Source organism: Caulobacter sp. 05L422, from assembly GCF_056397765.1.
In genome coordinates this window covers 108,849-125,578 of the sequence record NZ_JBFTOB010000020.1, presented here as the reverse complement: position 1 = coordinate 125,578, position 16,730 = coordinate 108,849, and the positions used below count along the sequence as shown (strand labels likewise).

13 protein-coding genes are annotated in these 16,730 nt (G+C 66.6%); 10 read left to right on the top strand and 3 right to left on the bottom strand.

The window, feature by feature from the left end; translation table 11 throughout:
• Positions 1-597: 597 nt before the first annotated feature.
• Positions 598-1,128: a hypothetical protein gene (locus AC1DMQ_RS18955; protein WP_477035105.1), complete on the bottom strand. Its 531-nt coding sequence runs from the start codon at positions 1,126-1,128 to the stop codon at positions 598-600.
• A gap of 176 nt (positions 1,129-1,304) precedes the next feature.
• Here AC1DMQ_RS18955 and AC1DMQ_RS18950 point away from each other — a divergent pair, with 176 nt between their 5' ends.
• From AC1DMQ_RS18950 to AC1DMQ_RS18940, 3 genes are all read left to right on the top strand, one after another.
• The gene (locus AC1DMQ_RS18950; RefSeq protein ID WP_477035104.1) at positions 1,305-2,960 is read left to right on the top strand and encodes a lysine--tRNA ligase; all 1,656 of its coding nucleotides are present in this window, start codon (positions 1,305-1,307) and stop codon (positions 2,958-2,960) included.
• A gap of 196 nt (positions 2,961-3,156) precedes the next feature.
• A complete protein-coding gene (locus tag AC1DMQ_RS18945) occupies positions 3,157-4,152 on the top strand; it encodes an NAD-dependent epimerase/dehydratase family protein (RefSeq protein ID WP_477035103.1) in 996 nt (331 codons plus the stop codon).
• 121 nt (positions 4,153-4,273) lie between these two features.
• Positions 4,274-5,050, top strand: coding sequence for a glycoside hydrolase family 16 protein (locus AC1DMQ_RS18940; RefSeq protein ID WP_477035102.1), 777 nt, complete (start codon positions 4,274-4,276; stop codon positions 5,048-5,050).
• Positions 5,051-5,053: 3 nt separating this feature from the next.
• Here AC1DMQ_RS18940 and AC1DMQ_RS18935 read toward each other — a convergent pair whose 3' ends face one another.
• Positions 5,054-6,130, bottom strand: coding sequence for an acyltransferase family protein (locus AC1DMQ_RS18935; protein WP_477035101.1), 1,077 nt, complete (start codon positions 6,128-6,130; stop codon positions 5,054-5,056).
• Positions 6,131-6,693: 563 nt separating this feature from the next.
• On the opposite strand from AC1DMQ_RS18935, the gene AC1DMQ_RS18930 reads away from it, so the two are divergent.
• The 5 genes from AC1DMQ_RS18930 to AC1DMQ_RS18910 all read left to right on the top strand — a co-directional run bounded on the left by AC1DMQ_RS18930 (position 6,694) and on the right by AC1DMQ_RS18910 (position 12,577).
• On the top strand, positions 6,694-8,178 hold the full coding sequence (locus tag AC1DMQ_RS18930) for a lipopolysaccharide biosynthesis protein (protein WP_477035100.1): 1,485 nt from the start codon (positions 6,694-6,696) through the stop codon (positions 8,176-8,178).
• Positions 8,179-8,275: 97 nt separating this feature from the next.
• The gene (locus AC1DMQ_RS18925) at positions 8,276-9,298 is read left to right on the top strand and encodes a polysaccharide pyruvyl transferase family protein (protein WP_477035099.1); all 1,023 of its coding nucleotides are present in this window, start codon (positions 8,276-8,278) and stop codon (positions 9,296-9,298) included.
• A complete protein-coding gene (locus tag AC1DMQ_RS18920; RefSeq protein WP_477035098.1) occupies positions 9,298-10,458 on the top strand; it encodes a glycosyltransferase family 4 protein in 1,161 nt (386 codons plus the stop codon). Before AC1DMQ_RS18925 ends, AC1DMQ_RS18920 begins: the two co-directional genes overlap by 1 nt.
• The gene (locus AC1DMQ_RS18915; protein WP_477035097.1) at positions 10,455-11,444 is read left to right on the top strand and encodes a glycosyltransferase family 2 protein; all 990 of its coding nucleotides are present in this window, start codon (positions 10,455-10,457) and stop codon (positions 11,442-11,444) included. The genes AC1DMQ_RS18920 and AC1DMQ_RS18915 overlap by 4 nt, the downstream gene beginning before the upstream one ends.
• Positions 11,441-12,577, top strand: coding sequence for a glycosyltransferase family 4 protein (locus tag AC1DMQ_RS18910; RefSeq protein WP_477035096.1), 1,137 nt, complete (start codon positions 11,441-11,443; stop codon positions 12,575-12,577). Before AC1DMQ_RS18915 ends, AC1DMQ_RS18910 begins: the two co-directional genes overlap by 4 nt.
• Before the next feature lie 41 nt (positions 12,578-12,618).
• Here AC1DMQ_RS18910 and AC1DMQ_RS18905 read toward each other — a convergent pair whose 3' ends face one another.
• The gene (locus tag AC1DMQ_RS18905; RefSeq protein WP_477035095.1) at positions 12,619-13,857 is read right to left on the bottom strand and encodes a glycosyltransferase; all 1,239 of its coding nucleotides are present in this window, start codon (positions 13,855-13,857) and stop codon (positions 12,619-12,621) included.
• A gap of 266 nt (positions 13,858-14,123) precedes the next feature.
• On the opposite strand from AC1DMQ_RS18905, the gene AC1DMQ_RS18900 reads away from it, so the two are divergent.
• Positions 14,124-15,410, top strand: coding sequence for an acyltransferase family protein (locus AC1DMQ_RS18900; RefSeq protein WP_477035094.1), 1,287 nt, complete (start codon positions 14,124-14,126; stop codon positions 15,408-15,410).
• Positions 15,407-16,702 carry a hypothetical protein gene (locus AC1DMQ_RS18895; protein ID WP_477035093.1) on the top strand — a complete coding sequence of 432 codons (1,296 nt, stop codon included), beginning with the start codon at positions 15,407-15,409 and terminating at the stop codon, positions 16,700-16,702. Before AC1DMQ_RS18900 ends, AC1DMQ_RS18895 begins: the two co-directional genes overlap by 4 nt.
• Positions 16,703-16,730: the final 28 nt, after the last annotated feature.

Below are 16,730 nucleotides of genomic sequence, written 5' to 3'. Positions count from 1 at the left end.
ACGCGCTTTGTCCCCGTTCGACGCCGACGGCGGGCGGGCTCCCCAACGACAGGAGTCCCCGGACACGCTGAAGTAACCCCCTCCAGCCCAGTCCCGCTCGATCGCCCCCCGCCGCCGCATCGGTCGCTGGCCTTGCGCCCTTTCCCTGCRRCGAGGTGGGTCAAGGATACGGGTGGTTTGGAGGGTGAGGACCAAATCGGGTCGAGAAAGTTCAGGGCGTTGAAATCGTGGGGGTTTGTTCGCTGAGCGCCGGGGATAGGCGGCCTCGAAACCCTCTCCCAGAGGGAGAGGGAGGGGCCCAAGCGAAGCTTGGGAGGGTGAGGGGTTAAAACGTCAGACGGCGCGCCGGCAGGGCGTCAGTGTGAAACCGGACAGGGTGAAACCTCTCACCCTCCCACCGCTGCGCGGCGGGCCCCTCCCTCTCTCTAAGAGAGAGGGTTCAAAAAGAACGCCCCTTCCGAAATCGCCCTAGACGTCATCCGCCAGCGGCGAGGCAGCGCCTAGACACGGCCAGACGCCAGAGCTCCGATCCACCAAGGCTCTAGGGCGCGGCCCATCCGGGGCGGATAACTATCCCACGCTCCAAGAACCTTTAGATCAATGGATTGTCCCCTGCAGTGATCCAAGTGCGGAGAAGAGGCCGGCGGCGAATTCCCACACTCCCCTTACAGTCGCCAGGATGACAAGCAATTGAGCTAGCCATTCAAGTATGGGCAAAGCCAGCGTCTGAAATCGATTTCGGTCGAAGTACCGACTTTGAGCATCGCTCGCGAAGTATCTTAGCCACAGAAATAACGGGATCGAACCGGATGCCAACATACCTTGCGTAAAATGAACCATTGCAGGCGCAACCAGACCCGCAATTTTTCCAACATCGTCCGCCTGCAATACCCCGCTGGCCAGAGCGGCAAATGCACCAGCATTAGCGATGCCAAGGGTGGTGAAAAAACGTTTGAACCAAAACGTCGCCCCCTCAACTGCGGCTTTCGAACGCTCTATTCGCTGGCTTTCCAAGGCGGCATTTTCTTGCCTATCCAGCGCGATTAGTTCGCGTCGGACGTTGCTGATTTGTGCGTTTAAGCTGTTAACAGTCGCCTGCTTTTCAAGGAAGAGAGCCGCTTTGGTCATTGCACGCTTCTCAGCAGCCGCCGCGTCTCGCCTTTCAGTCAGTAGGCGGAGTTGTTCTTCGAGCGTGACCCGGGAGGCATCCATAGGTGCAGCTAAGCATAACCATGACGGTAATCAAACGGCCTCAAGCCGGCACCATCTAGCCTCCGCCCCCCACACCCCCTATACCGCCCCGCATGTTTGAAGGCCTCTCCCCCCTCGCCCGCGACGCTCGCTCCTGGCCGTTCGAGCAGGCGCGCGCCCTGCTCGCCCGCATCCTGCGCCTGCGTCTGTCCGACGCCGAACGCGATCTCGCCTCCACGCTGATCAACGGCGGCAAGGCCGACGAGGCCGTGAAGACCTTCCCGGCCCTGGCCAAACCGGTGATCCTGGAGACCGGCTACGGCCCGTCGGGCCTGCCGCACCTGGGCACCTTCGGCGAGGTGGCGCGCACGACGATGGTCCGCAGCGCCTTCCGCGCCCTGACCGACKACGCCATCCCCACGCGCCTGATCGCCTTCAGCGACGACATGGACGGCCTGCGCAAGGTTCCCGACAACATCGAGAACAAGCAGCCGCTGATCGAGGACCTGGGCAAGCCGCTGACCGTGGTCCGCGACCCGTTCGGCACCCACGACAGCTTCGGGGCTCACAACAACGCCCGCCTGCGCGCCTTCCTCGACGGCTTCGGCTTCGACTACGAGTTCGTGTCGTCGACCGAGTGCTACAAGGGCGGGATGTTCGACGAGACCCTGCTGACGGCCCTGGCCCGTTTCGACGCCATCCAGAAGGTCATGCTGCCGACCCTGGGCGAGGAGCGCCGCGCCTCGTACTCGCCGTTCCTGCCGATCAGCCCCAGCACCGGCAAGGTGCTGCAGGTGCCGACGCTGGAGCGCAACGTCGACAAGGGCACGATCGTCTTCCAGGACGAGGACGGCCAGAAGGTCGAGGTCCCGGTGACCGGCGGCCACGTGAAGATGCAGTGGAAGCCCGACTGGGCCATGCGCTGGACCGCCCTGGGCGTCGACTACGAGATGAGCGGCAAGGACCTGATCGACTCGGTCAAGGCCTCGGCCCAGATCTGCAAGGCGCTGGGCGGCGTTCCGCCCGAGGGCTTCAACTACGAACTGTTCCTCGACGAGAACTCGCAGAAGATCTCCAAGTCCAAGGGCAACGGCCTGTCGATGGAGGACTGGCTGCGCTACGGCGCGCCGGAAAGCCTGTCGTACTACATGTTCCAGAGCCCCAAGTCGGCCAAGAAGCTGTATTTCGACGTCATCCCCAAGGCGACGGACGAGTACCTGCAGCAGCTGGACGCCTACCCCCGGCAGGAGCCGACCAAGCAGCTGGACAACCCGGTGTGGCACGTCCATTCGGGCCGCCCGCCGCAGTACGGCTCGCCGGTGTCGTTCAGCCTGATGCTGAACCTGGTCTCGGCCGCCAACGCCTCGGACAAGGCGATCCTCTGGGGCTTCCTGTCGCGCTACATCCCGGGCGCCACGCCCGAGAGCCAGCCGCTGCTGGACCGCCTGGCCGGCTACGCGATCAACTACTACGACGACTTCGTGAAGCCGACGAAGGCGTTCCGCGCGCCGGACGACAAGGAACGCGCCGCGATCCTCGACCTGCTGGGCCGGCTGAAGGCCCTGCCTTCGGACTGCCAGGACGCCGAGCTGATCCAGAACGAGGTGTTCGCGGTCGGCAAGGACCATGAGTTCGAGCCGCTGCGCGCCTGGTTCCAGGCGTTGTACGAGGTCCTGCTGGGCCAGAGCCAGGGCCCGCGCTTCGGCTCGTTCGCCGCGATCTTCGGCCTGGACCGCACGACCGCGCTGATCGAGGAAAAACTGGGCTAGGTCCCAGTCGAAATCCTGTCACCAAGTCACGGTACGGACTTCCGCGCCGCCCGCCGTCGCGGGGCCGGTTCTCGCGGCTGGCAGCCCAAGATTGAAGCACCCTGCGGTTTGGGCGCGGCCTGTCGTTGGACCGAGTTCCAACGCGCGGGAACACGCTCTATACCGAGCCATCATTTAGAGACGAGGCGCCGCCGAGATGAGTTCCCACACTGAAGTTGGCGCGGACAAGGCTTTCTCTGGCCAGCGTGTACTGATCACCGGGGCGTCGGGCTTCATCGGAACCCACCTGGCGGAGCGGCTTCACGGCATGGGCGCCGCACTGGTCTGCCTGGACCTGCGCCCGCCGCGCAAGACCATCCCCGGCGCCGAGTACATCACCCACGACGTGCGCGACATCGGCGCGCTGGACCTGGGCCGGATCGACCGGATCTTCAACCTGGCCGCCGTGCACACCACGCCCGGGCACGAGGATCACGAGTACTACGACACCAACGTCAACGGCGCCCTGGAGGTCACGCGGCTGGCCGAGCGCGCCGACGTCAAGCACGTGACGTTCACCAGCTCGATCTCGATCTACGGCCCTTCGGAAGAGCGCAAGACCGAGGACAGCAAGCCGTCGCCGGTGTCGGCCTACGGCAAATCCAAGCTGATGGCCGAGAAGATCCACGAGGCCTGGCTGAAGGCCGGGTCGGGTCGCAAGCTGACCGTCGTCAGGCCCGCCGTCGTGTTCGGCGCGGGCGAAGGCGGCAACTTCGCGCGCATGGCGGCGCTGCTGAAGCGCGGCTTCTTCGTCTTCCCCGGCCGGCGCGACACCATCAAGTCGTGCATCTATGTCGAGGACCTGATCGACCTGATCCTGGCCGCGGGCCAGACGGACCAGCCGCAGGAGACCCTGAACGCCAGCTATCCGGAATGCCCGACCCTGGAGAACATCGTCAGCACGCTGAAGAGCGGCTACTTCCCCCAGGCGCGGCTGATCGACGTGCCGCTGGGCATGGTGATGGCGGTGGCCAAGTCGCTTTCGGCCCTCAACGGGTTCGGCGTCGGGGTTCACCCCGATCGCGTGACCAAGCTGGTGCGCTCGACCCACGTCTATCCGGAATGGGCGGTCCGCCACGGCCTGCTCAAGGATCGCGCCCTGGCCGCGGGGATCGAAAATTGGGCGGAAGCGACCCGGAAATCGTTCGTTTAACAGGCGCCGATAAAACCTGAAGCTGTACAGGGGAACGTTTCCGGGCCTGACCGCTTGGTCAGGTCGATCGCATCCGTGCGCTCGCACGGTTTTCGGCTGATCGTTCAAGGAGGCTCCCGCAATGCTCCTAGCCATGGCTCTCGCCGCCGCCGCCAATCCCGCCGTGGCCGTCTGGACCGAGGACTTCTCCGGCGCGCCGATCGACCTGGGCGACCGGCCGCTGGCGTTCTCCGAGGAGTTCGACGGCGACGTCAGCCTGACCGGTCCCAAGCTGTTCGCGCCGGTGCACGCGCCCTACGGCGCGGGGAAGTTCGACCCCCCGACCGGCCCCGCCTACCAGATCGCCGACGGGGTGCTGTCGCTCCGCGCCTACAAGACCCCCGAAGGGACCTGGCGCTCGGGAACCGTGCAGACCGTCGACAAGGCGGGCCAGGGCTTCACCTGCGCCGACTGCTATTTCGAGGCCCGCATCAAGCTGCCGTCGGTCAAGACCTCCGCCTTCTGGGGCGGGCTGTGGCTGCTCTCCAACGATGATCCGGTGACGGGCCACGCCGAGATCGACGTCCTGGAATGGTATGGCGGCGACCCGAAGGGGCATCACCAGGCCGTGCACCTCTGGCAGAAGGCCCCGCTGGGACATTCGGGATCGTCCAACTACACGGGCATGGGCACGCGGCTGCTCGACGGCGAGTGGCACACCTACGGCGCCCAGAGGCGCGGCGACACGGTGACCTTCTACATGGACCGGCAGGAGGTTTCGCGCGCCGTCGTCGGGCCGGGCTTCAGCGTGAGCTACTATCCGCTGGTCTCCCTGACGATCAATCCGGGCGAACTGGCCGACGCCGTCGACGGAATGACCCTCCAGGTCGACTACATCAGGGCCTACGCCGCCGAATAGGACCTAGACGACGGCGAGCCGGCTTCGGCGCGGCCTCAGGGACTTGAGCGCGTTGGTCATCGGAAGCTCGAGCAGCCTGTAGGACAGCAACCCGGCCGCGAGCGTGGACGCCATGCCGATGGCCAGGAACGCCACCAGGCCCGCGGTGTCGAAGGCGCCGACCTTCTTCCAGACGGCCGCGAGCATGGCCAGGACGATGACGTGGGTCAGGTAGAGGCTGTACGAGGCGTTGCCCAGCGTCACCATGGCCCGGCTGACGACGGTGTTGGCGTTCGGGGCGGCCAGGAGGGTCGCCGAACCGACGATCAGGACGGCGAGAAGCCAGTTGCTCCACTTCCAGGGGCTCAGGCCGTCGCCGGCGTTGGGCAGCAGGGCCTGGATCACCAGGAACACCGCCGCCAGCAGCATGGGCCACTTGAAGGCTGGAAGGGCGCGCCGGTCGTCCAGCCAGCAATAGGCGCCGGCCAGCAGGCCGCCCGCCAGGAATTCCAGGATGATCGGACGGGTCCAGGCCATCAGGACCGCGCCCGGCGGCGACAGCAGGCCCACCAGCGCCAGGCCCACGAAGACGACGGCCAGCGCGACGAGGGCGCGCCTCATGGTCAGGAAAAGCGTGGCGGCGAAGACAATATAGAAGAACATCTCGTAGTTCAGGGACCAGCCGGGGCCGAGCAAGGGCCTGAACTTGTCGTCATGCCATTCGTAGGGAATGAACAGGAACGACAAGGCCAGCTGCTTCAGAGTGATCTGGTGGCCCGGATTGTCGAGGCGACTGATAAAGAGAATGCCGGCCTCGACGATGGTCATCAGCCAATAGATCGGCGCGATGCGGACAACTCTTCGCCACAAGAACGGGCCGGCGGCGCCCGGAGCGCCGAAGCTGTTGCGGCAGGTGTAGACCATGATGAAGCCGCTGATCACGAAGAAGATGTCGACGCCAAATGTACCGTTGAAGGCGGAACATATCGTTGCGACGATTTCATGGTCGACGAAAGGTTTAGTGACGCCGTCCAAGTGACTCAGGAGCACGAGGAGCGCAGCAATACCTCGCAGATACTGTATGCGCTGCAGCCGCTCCACCGCTCTCTCCTAACGTCCACGTGTCGGAAAAATACGCACAAATGGTCAAGATTAAGTCCGGGCAGCATACAACGGCTAAGCTGGGGAATTCAGTCCAAAAACGCGTGGACACAAAAAGATCACGAGGGATGGTTGAAAATAGTCCATCAGCGCCCGGAGACGGTCATGGACGAGCTTTCATCCGCGCTGGACGCTCCGCCTCAGCTCTCCCTCGCGAGCGGTCTTCTCTCAACAGGCGAAAATGGAGCAGGGGTCATTCGAGCGTCACATTAAGATCAATTATGGGTCTCGACCGTCGAGCCGACTATTCACGCCTTGGCGTGCAATTCGATTAAATCGCATCGCGACAAGGCTTTCATCTGGCCACCGTGAACGCGGTGTGCAATGCAGCATTTGTGCTTTCCAGCGGGGATAGAGCGTGACGCTAACCAACCTGACAGACTTGGCGGCGCCGTCCGATCCCCTCCCGATGCGCGCCCCGCCCCGCCGTCGCCCCCGCCGTCGCATGCGACGCCCCGCCGCCTTCATGCAGGGCGCCTTCATGCAGGGATCGATCGCGTAGCATGGCCGCCACGAAGAGAATCGCCAAAGGTCTGGCCTGGCTGGTCGGGGGCCGCTTCGCCAACGCCGCCATCAGCATGGTGTCCACCGCCGTGCTCGCGCGCCTGCTCGGCCCCGAGGACTTCGGGGTCATGGCGGCGGCGTTCGTCGTCCTCGCCCTGGCCAACGTGCTGTTCGACGGCGCGTTCGGCGTCAATCTGATCCGCAAGGCGGCGCTGACCGAGGAGGACGTCCGCACGACCCTGACGGTCGCCGTGCTGGTCGGCGCGTCGTTGGCCGCTCTCGTCGCCCTGGCCTCGCCGGCCGCGGAAGCCTTCTTCAAGTTCAAGCTGCTGGCGCCGACCCTCGCCATCTCCTCGCTGACCATTCCCCTGAAGGCCGTCTTCTCGGTGGCCAGCGCCCAGCTGCAGCGCAACGGACGCTTCCGGGTGTTGGCGATCGCCAGCATCCTCGCCCAGTTCGTGGGCTACATCTTCGTCGCGGTGCCGATGGCGCTGATGGGCTTCGGCGTCTGGGCCCTGATCGCCGCCCTGGTCGTGTCGGGCTTCACCGAAGCCGTCACGGTGGGCGTCATGGCGCGCCTGCCGCTGAAGCCGGCCTTCCACCGCGAGGCGCTGAAGGACATCCGCGGATCGGGCCTGTTCGGCCTGTCCTACGCGTTCAACTGGGTCGCCAACACCGGCGCCAACGCGGTCATCGGCCGGATGCTGGGCGCCGCGCCGCTGGGCCTCTATTCGCGAGGCTGGAAACTCCTCGACCTGGTGGTCGCCGCGACCGCGACCCCGCTGCAGCGCGTGCTGATGCCCGCGTTCGCGAACATCCAGGCCCATCCGGAACGGCTGAGGCGCGCGTTCATATCGGCCCTGGAAGTCAGCCTGCCGATCTACGCCCTGGCGTCCGTCCTGCTGGCGCTTCAGGCGCCCGCGATCGTGGCGATCACGCTGGGCGCGAAGTGGGGCGACACCGTGCCCGTCGCCCAGATCCTGTTCGCCACCCTGGTGCCGCGCTGCGTCTTCAAGATCTCGGAGAGCTTCGCCGTGGCGGTGGGCAAGTCCGGCGCGGCCGCCATGCGGCAAGGCTTTTATGCCGCAATGATGGTCACGTCCTCGATCATTGGCAGCCGATATGGAATCTATGGCGTCGCAATCGGCGTTTCGCTGTCGATCACCATTTTCTACGTCACATCAATGTCCTATGCGACGAGGATATCTGGATCCAGCTTCTGGGACGTGATCGTCGTGCATCTTCGCTCACTGGTACTGGCGATCGCCGTGGGCGTCGTGGACGCCGGCGCCCTGCGCCTCCTGCATGACTTCCACCTGGTGATCCAACACTTCATCGCCGGCGCCGCCGGCGTGACGGTGGCCGGCGCTCTGGTGGCGACGAGCCCCACGTTCTGGCTTGGCCAGGAAGCCGGCGGCCGCGTACTCAGCATCAAGACCCGGTTGATGGCGCGCATCGCGACCCGCTTCACCGCCGCCCACTAACCGACAACGCCACGCGCGAACAAATTTAGCTGCGAGATTGCTCCCAATGGATCGAAACTTCCTGCCTCGTGACGCCGGTATGCGCGAGCTGCAAGCCATGCATTCCGTGATCGCCGACTTGATCCCCCAAGGCAGGCGGGTGGCGTACCTGGACTATGCCCTGACGACCAATCTCGGCGACCTGCTGATCGTCCTGGGCACCCTGAAGTTCTTCGACCGCTACAACATCAAGCGGAAGTTCTCGCGGAACGTCGGCAACTCCGAGAGCGACGATCGCCTGCCGATCGGCAAGGACGACGTCATCGTCCTGCACGGCGGCGGGAACTTCGGCGACATCTACCCGCACTTCCAATCCTACCGTGAACGCATCATCGAGAAGTTCACCGACAACCAGATCGTCGTCATGCCGCAGACGGTGCACTTCAGCAGCCCCGAGAAGCTCGCGCGCGCCTGCGAGAAGATGAACAAGCACCCGAACATCACCTTCTTCGTGCGCGACGAGGTGAGCCTGGGCCTGACCAAACCCTATTTCGGCGAGCGCGTGAAGCTGATGCCGGACATGGCGCACCAGCTGTGGCCGTCCCTGCTGGAAGAGGTCCGCGCGCCGTCCGTCGACAAGGGGACCCTGATGCTGATGCGCACGGACGTCGAGAAGACGACCGTCCCCGGCGTGATCGGCGAGCGCACCAGCGAGTTCACCGACTGGGACAACTATCTGTCCGTCCGCTACCGCGCGGAGCGGCGGCTGGTGAACAAGATCTCGGCCGCCCGCCCGCTGAGCAACATCATCGGCGACGTGGACGAGCACTATTTCAAGGCCCTGCACCGCGAGATCGTCAAGGTCGGCAGCACCCTCAACGACAACCCGGTCTGGATCACGTCCCGGCTGCACGGCGCCATCCTCGGCTTCCTGCTCGGCAAGCCGGTGATCGCCATCGACAACAGCTACGGAAAGCTGTCGTCCTACATCGGCGCCTGGAAAAAGCAGCTCGGCGCCTCCGTGGTCATTTCGGACGCCGACGGCGCGAAGGCCGCCATGGACTTCGCCACGTCTTCAAAGGGCTTCGAACCCACCGCCATCTGGGCGCGGTACGAAGAGCTCGCGCAGAGAGTCGGCTGATGCGACTGATCCTGGCGGCGCCGGCCTTCTATCCTGACAGCGCGGGCGGGGCGGCGCGTCAGGCTCGGATCCTGGCCGAAGCCCTGCATCGCGCCGGGGTCGACGTCACCCTGGCGACCCCGACCATTTCCAAGGCCAATCCCACGAGCGAGGAAACCTCGTTCGGACGCATCGAGCGGTTCTACACGCCGGCCTATCCGAACCTGGGCGGTCGTCATTTCATGTCGTTCCTGCGGTGGACCCTCTGGTTCCGCAACAAGTTCGGATCCGCGCGCTACAGCGGCATCCCGATCTATGTCTTCCACGCGAGGCTGCATGCCCTGGGCCCGGCGCTGGCCGCGATGTCCGGCCGCTCGCCGCTGCTCCTGAAGCTGGGCGGCGGCGGCGAGGCGTCCGATTTCGCCGCGCTGCGGGAAAAGAAGTTCTTCTACGGCCGCTTCGTGCAGCAGCTGCTGGTCAAGCGCGTCAACCGCTTCGTCGCCAACGGCAGCCAGATCGTCCAGGACCTGCACGACCTGGGCGTGCCGACGGAACGCGTCGCCGCCTTCTCCAACGGCGTGGTGCTGCCGCCGCGAGACGAGCTGGAAGCCTCCCTCGACAAGCGCACCGGCGATCGCTTCATCTTCACCGGCCGGATCGTGGCCGACAAACGGATCCACGTGCTGCTGGACGCCGCCTTGAAGCTGGCCCAGGGCGACAAGCCGGCGCGCATGGTGTTCCTCGGCGACGGTCCCGATCGCGAACGCCTGATGGGCCTGGCCGGCGCGGCGGACCCCGACCTGATCTCGTTCCCGGGCCACGCTTCCGACGTCTATCCGGAGCTGTCGAAGTCCGACTTCTTCGTCTCGGCCTCGATGCGCGAGGGTCAGTCGAACTCGCTGCTGGAAGCCATGTCCATGGGCGTGATCCCCATCGTCTACGCCGCGAGCGGCGTCGCCGACGTCGTCGACCACGGCAAGAACGGCTTCATCGTCCAGGCCTCCGAACCCGAAGCCTTCGCCGAGGCCATGCGGACGGCCATGGCGCTGTCGCCCGAGGCGCGGCGGAAGATGGCCGAGGCCGGCCGGGCCTTCGCCGAGCAGAACATCGGCATCGACGCGATCGCCGACAAGACGCGCCAGACCTTGCTGGAGGTCATCGAGGAGATGAAGGCGGCATGACCTCCCCAGCTTCGCCTCAAGGCGCGTCGCCCTCCGTCTCCGTCATCATGACGTGCTACAACGAGGGCCCGTATATCGGCGCGGCCGTCCGCAGCGTGCTGGACCAGACCCGCGCCGAGCTGATCGACGCCATCGTCATCGCCGACGACGGCTCCGCGCCCGACACCGTCGCGGTGCTGAAGACGATCGAGGGCTGGGACCCCCGGATCAAGGTGATCTACGGCCCCGGCGGCGCGGGCCTGCCCGCCCAGCGCAACCTGGCCCTGAAATCGGTGACGGCGCCGTTCTTCGCGATCCTGGACGGCGACGACCTCTGGACCCCGGACAAGCTGGAGCACCAGTTCCAGACGATCCTCGACGACGACGGCGTCGGCCTGGTCTACGGCGGCTACTTCACCTTCCCGGAAATGGACCTGACCAAGGCCCAGCGCGCCAGCGTGCTGGACCTGAGCCACGCGCGCGACCTGACCCGCGCCTATTTCCTCAGCGACCCGCCGATCATCCCGTCGACCACCCTCATACGCCGCAGCGCCTTCGATGCGTGCGGCGGCTTCGATGCGGCGGTCAGGATCTTCGAGGACACCGACTTCTACATCCGCCTGTCGCGTCACTGCCGCTTCGCGCTGGTCGAGGCCCCGGTGCTGTACAAGCGCAATCGCGGCGCCAGCATCACCGGCGGGCGCAAGGACCTGATGGCCCATCACGCCCTGGTGGCCCTGAAGGCCGCCGCCGACGAGCCCCGCCTGATGCCGCTGGTCACCCGCCGCCTGGCCGAGCGCGCCCGCAAGCTGGGCAACCACCGCTTCCTGTTCGGCGACAGCCAGGGCGCCGCGCGGCTGCTGCGCTTCGCCGTCCAGCTGGATCCGTTCAACCTGCGGGCCTGGGCGTCGCTGATCGTCGCCAGCGCCTTCGCGCCGCTGGTCTATCGACTGCTGGCTTCGAAGCTCAAGGGCCGCCGCGAAGCGATGGGGGTCGTCACCCAATGACCGTCTCGACGCCCGAGGGCGTGATCGTCCTCACCTGCGAGTATCCGCCCTTTCCCGGCGGCATCGGCACCTATGCCGGACGGCTGGTCGACGCCGTGCGCGAGGGGGGCTCAAAGGCCAAGGTCATCGCCCCGTCCTATCCGGACCTGCCCGAGCCGGCCGCCGACCCGGACGCGCTGCGCGTCCTGGGCCACCACCGCATTTCGCCAGGCGCGGCCCTGGAGACGCTGGGGCTCCTGCGCCGCACGCCGAAGAGCTGGCCGTTCCTGGCGGCCGACATCCGCACGGTCCTGCTGGCCTACGTGCTCTCGCCGCTGCATCGCCGTCCCTATCGCGCGATGATCCACGGCAGCGAGGTCAGCAAGTTCAAGGCCGGCTCGCCGCTGTTCGGCCTGGTCAAGCGCGCCTACGGCGCCGCCGAGATGATCACCTCCAACTCCCAGGCCACGCTGGATCTGTTCTCGGCCAATTTCGGCGCGCCGCGCCGGGGCGTGGTGACCTATCTGGGCGTCGAGTCCGCGTGGTTCGAACCGGCGACGGGCGGCTTCGAGCACCCCGCCCTGGCCGCGCTGCCGTCGGACGCCTCGGTGATCTGCGCCGTCGGCCGCATCGAGGCCCGCAAGGGTCAGCTGGAGACGGTGCAGGCCATCGCGCACGCCCGTGACGCCCACGGCCTGGAAAACCCGGTCTTCGTGATCGCCGGCCGCCCCGAGGACGACGCCTATGCCGCGGCGGTGCTCGAGGAAGCCAAGCGCCTGAACCTGACGGTGATCGCGACCGGCCGGCTGTCGGACGACGACCTGAAGCGCCTCTATCAGCGCGCGGCGTGCCACACGCTCTGCGCGCGCGACCTGCCCGGCAAGATCGAGGGCTTCGGCCTGGTCCTGCTCGAGGCCGCGGCCCAGAACTGCCCGACTGTCGCCACCGCCCTGGGCGGCATTCCCGAGGTGATGGCCGACACCGGCGTCCTGGTGGCGCACGACGACCTGGACGCCATGTCCCGGGCGATCACCGCCTATGCCCGCGACCCCGCGCTCAGCGCGCGGGACGGCCAGGCGGCGCGGCTGCGGGCCGAGACCTTCAACTGGGCCAGCTGCGCGCGCGGCACCTTCCCCGAACTCGCCTGGCCCTGAACTCGCCTGACGGTGAGGCGGCGAACGCGCCGCCCCGTCGCCTAGGACGTGGATCCGGCGGCGGCCGGCTCGGCGGCGGGCCGAGAGGCCTTGGCGCGGCCCTTGATGGGATTGGCGCGGGCGTAGTCGTAGGCGCCCTGGATCGCCCGGTGCATGCTGGCTGGCGACCAGGCGTCGACGTCGATCGCCGCCGCGCCGGCCGCCAGGCGTCCGCGCTCCTCGTCGTCGGCCAGCAGGCGGGCCACGACCGAGGCGGCCGCCGAGATGTCGGCGCTGGGCGTCACGACGGCGCTGACGCCGTCGGTGATCACGTCCTCCAGGCCCGGCAAGGCGCTGACCACGCTGGGCTTGCCGGCCGCCGCGTACTGCACCAGAACGCGCGGAAGGCCTTCGCGCAGCGAGGCCAGGACGCAGACGTCGGCCACGGCGATGATCGCTTCCGGATCCGTCCGATAGCCGGTGAACCGCACCTTGTCGGCCAGGCCCAGGGCGGCGACGGCGGCCTTGGCGGCCGGCATCTCGGCGCCCTCCCCGGCGAACACCACCCGCCAGTCCGGCAGGCCCGCGAACGCCTCGGGCAGGGCGTTGACGAACTCGACGTGCCGCTTGCGCGGTTCGAAGGCCGCCAGCATGACGACGGTGGGCGGCTTGTCCGCCCCGTCCGCCACGCCCAGCACCTCGCGCCAGTCGGCCGGCGGCTTGGGAGCCTTGAAACGCTCGACGTCCATGGCGCTGTAGGCCACGAAATGCCGGTTGGCCGCGCCGATGCCGTACTCCATCGAGGTGTCGCGGACCGACGGGCTGACATTGACGAAGGCGTCCGTGAACGTCGCGCACAGGCGCTCGGCGCCGACATAGATCGCCGTCTGGGCCAGGCCGACATTGACGAACGGCAGGATGTGGACGCCGTGGACGATCGTCGGCACGCCGGCCATGCGGGCGGCGATCCGACCCAGGATGCCGGCCTTGCTCTGGTGGGTATGGACGACGTCGGGCTTGATCTCGCGGAACAGGGCCGCCATCCGCCGCACGGCGCGGATGTCGCTCATCGGCGAGATGGGGTGGACCAGTTCGGTCGCCTCGACGACCGTGGCGACCTCGGCCGCGCGCCGGGCCACAGCGGGATCGGATTCATCGCCGTGAACCAGCCAGACCTGATGGCCCGCGTCGCGCTGCGAGCGGCAGGAGTGAAGGGTGTTTTCCTCGGATCCCGCACGCAGGAGGCGGGTCAGGACGTGCACGATCTTCAGGCTGTCCGCGTTCAAACTCTCGGCGCTCATGGAAACGATCGGGGCTCCAACGATGAAGTGGTTTATTGTTGGTGCTTACAGCAACAACGTCGCGACACCATGGGCATTTGACCCATTCGCACCACAGATCGCGATTTTTTGCGGCGGGAATAAGAACTGTGCGTTTTCGGCCTTTTTGTAGGGCTGATTAGCAATTGAGAATTCTTTGTGACGTCTCCGTCACGTGATCGCGCGCGACAGATGGTTTGCTCAATCTAGTAGGATTGTGTTAGGCGCCGAGGGCGAAGAGGGTGAGTATGGTCTCGATCTTGTCTGGCTTGAACGACCTGCCATCCCGTCTGCGTCGCGTCACGAACGCCGGAACCTACGTTCCCCAGATCGACGGCCTCCGCTTCCTGGCGATCATCCCGGTCCTGTTCTGGCACTCGGGCCTTCGGGGCTTCCGGAACTACGACCAGGCGGCGACGCCGAGCGGCGCCGAGAACCTCTTCATGCAGTGGCTGCCGCACGGCCACGTCGGCGTGGACCTGTTCTTCTTCATCAGCGGCTACATCATCGCCTTCCCGTTCCTGTCGGGACACCCGCCGCGGATCGGCAAGTTCTTCGGCCGCCGCCTGCTGCGGATCGAACCGCCCTATTTCCTGGTGCTGATCGGCTGCTTCCTGCTGCTGTTCCTGTCCGGATACGCGCCCAGCCACGCGCCCTCCTTCCACCGGACCGACGCACCGCTGTGGCAGAGCCTGGCGGCCAGCCTGGTCTATGCGCACGGCATGATCTTCAACGCCCCGCCGCGCCTCAACCCGCCCGCCTGGTCGCTGGAGGTGGAGGTGCAGTTCTACCTGATCAGCCCGATCATCCTGGGCCTGCTGCTGAAGCTGAAGCATCAAGTCCGGCGGGTCGCGATCCTGCTGGCCACCATCGTCGCCTGGCTGGCCTCGTCGGCGATCCTCGGGGCCGACCAGGAGTCCGTGCACCGCTGGACGCTGCTGGGACACGCCTGGCCGTTCCTGCTGGGCATGCTGATCTGCGATTTCGCGACCGAGGCCTCGCCCTTCGCCAAGCCGACCAAGTCGGTCTTCGATGTGGCCCTCCTCCTCGGCCTGGTCTGCATGGCCGCCAGCGGCCACTACGAGGAGCGCGTGCACGGCTTCCTCGAGCACGCCCTCCGGGACGGCGCGCGGGCGCTCTGCATTCTGGCGATCTACTACGGCGCGGCGCGCGGGACGATCGGACGACGCGTGACCGGCGCGCCCTGGCTCGCCTTGATCGGCGGCGCCTGCTATTCGATCTACCTGACGCACGTGCCGCTGATGCAGATGATGTCGGAGGTCGTCTTCAAGCTGGTTCAGCCGACCTCGTTGCTGCAGGCCTGGGCGATCGCCTTCGGCGTGCTGATCCCCGCGGCGATCGCGGCCGGCCTTGTCTTCTACGCGCTCATCGAGCGTCCGTGCACCTTCCCGGACTGGCCGCAAAGGCTCGCCCGGATGTTGCGCCGGCCGCGGAACGACGCGCCAAGCCTCGCCTCGGAGCTGGACGGGCCGTCGGCCGCCCATCTCGCGCCACAGAGAAAATCAGAGACGTGACCACGCTTTCCTACGGAACCGCCCCGCGCACGGCCCCGAACACAGCCTCGGCCTCGACCGCGACGTCGCGACGCGAAGCCCGGATGGACTTCCTGTTCGCCGTGACGCCGATCATGCTGTTCATCGGCGGGTTCGCCGGCGAAGGCCGCAAGGCCCTGCCCTATTTCGTCGTGGCGCTGCTGGTCGCGGTCACCCAGTGGCGGCTGATCCTCTCGCCCCGGGGCATGCAGATCGCGGGCTCGCCGGCGCTGCTGCTGTTCATGTGCGCCCACCTCGGACTGGCGTTCTACACCAGCGTCGGCCAGGGCATCTATCGCGTCGCCCAGATGGCGTCCGCCTACGTCTTCATCGTGCCGTTCGTCGTCTGCTACTCGCAGCGGTCGATGAAGCGGTTCTTCAAGTACTCGTCGATCCTGCTGGCCGTGCTGATGATCGGCACCATCGGCTGGCACGTCACCCACCGGCACTTGGTGACCTGGAAGTATCTCTGGGACACCAAGACGGCCTACAGCCTCCTGCCGTTCCTGGCCCTGGCGTTCGTGACGTCCAAGACCCACGCCGCGCGGCTGTACGGCCCGGCGCTGATGGGCGTCGTCGCGGTGATCATCCTGCTGTCGGGCGAGCGCAAGGCCTACATCCTGCTGGGCGTCGCCCTGCTGTTGATGGCCAACCTGCGCAACCCCCTGACCTATCTGGCGCCGATGGCGATCCTGATCATCGGCCCGCTCGCCGCCGCGATCGACACGTCCGGCTACGTGACGCGGCAGATCGGCACGCTCACCGGCTTCGCGCACGGCGACGTCGTCCAGACCCTCAGCAATCAGCAGCGCGAGTGGCAGCTCAACTACATCATGGAGCTGTCCCGCCAGCACCCGGTCATCGGCCTGGGCACGGGGTCCTACGTCACGACCATGGTCGGGACCTACGCCAGTTCGGAGTCGCCGATCATCCGTCCGGGGATCGGCGTCCACGGCGAATTCCTGCGCGTCCTCGTCGAGAACGGCGCGCTGGGCATGGTCGCGTGGATCATCCTGGTCGTCAGCAGCGCCGCGGCGGCGATGCTGTACGCACGCGAGCGTCCGCGAGGCCTTCAGGAGCGGAAGCTGGCGACGTTCCTGTTCATCAGCGTCGGGATGTACATGATGTTCGAGGCCTTCGACACGACGATGGCCGTGGTCTACTGCCTGCTGCCGCACATCTGGCGCCTGCGGCTGGTGACGCCCCAGGCGACGCCCGTAACGACGGCCCCAATGGCGTCCCCGATGACGCCTGGAGCGAGACCCGCCAACTAGAGCATTTCCCGACCTGATTGCATCAGGT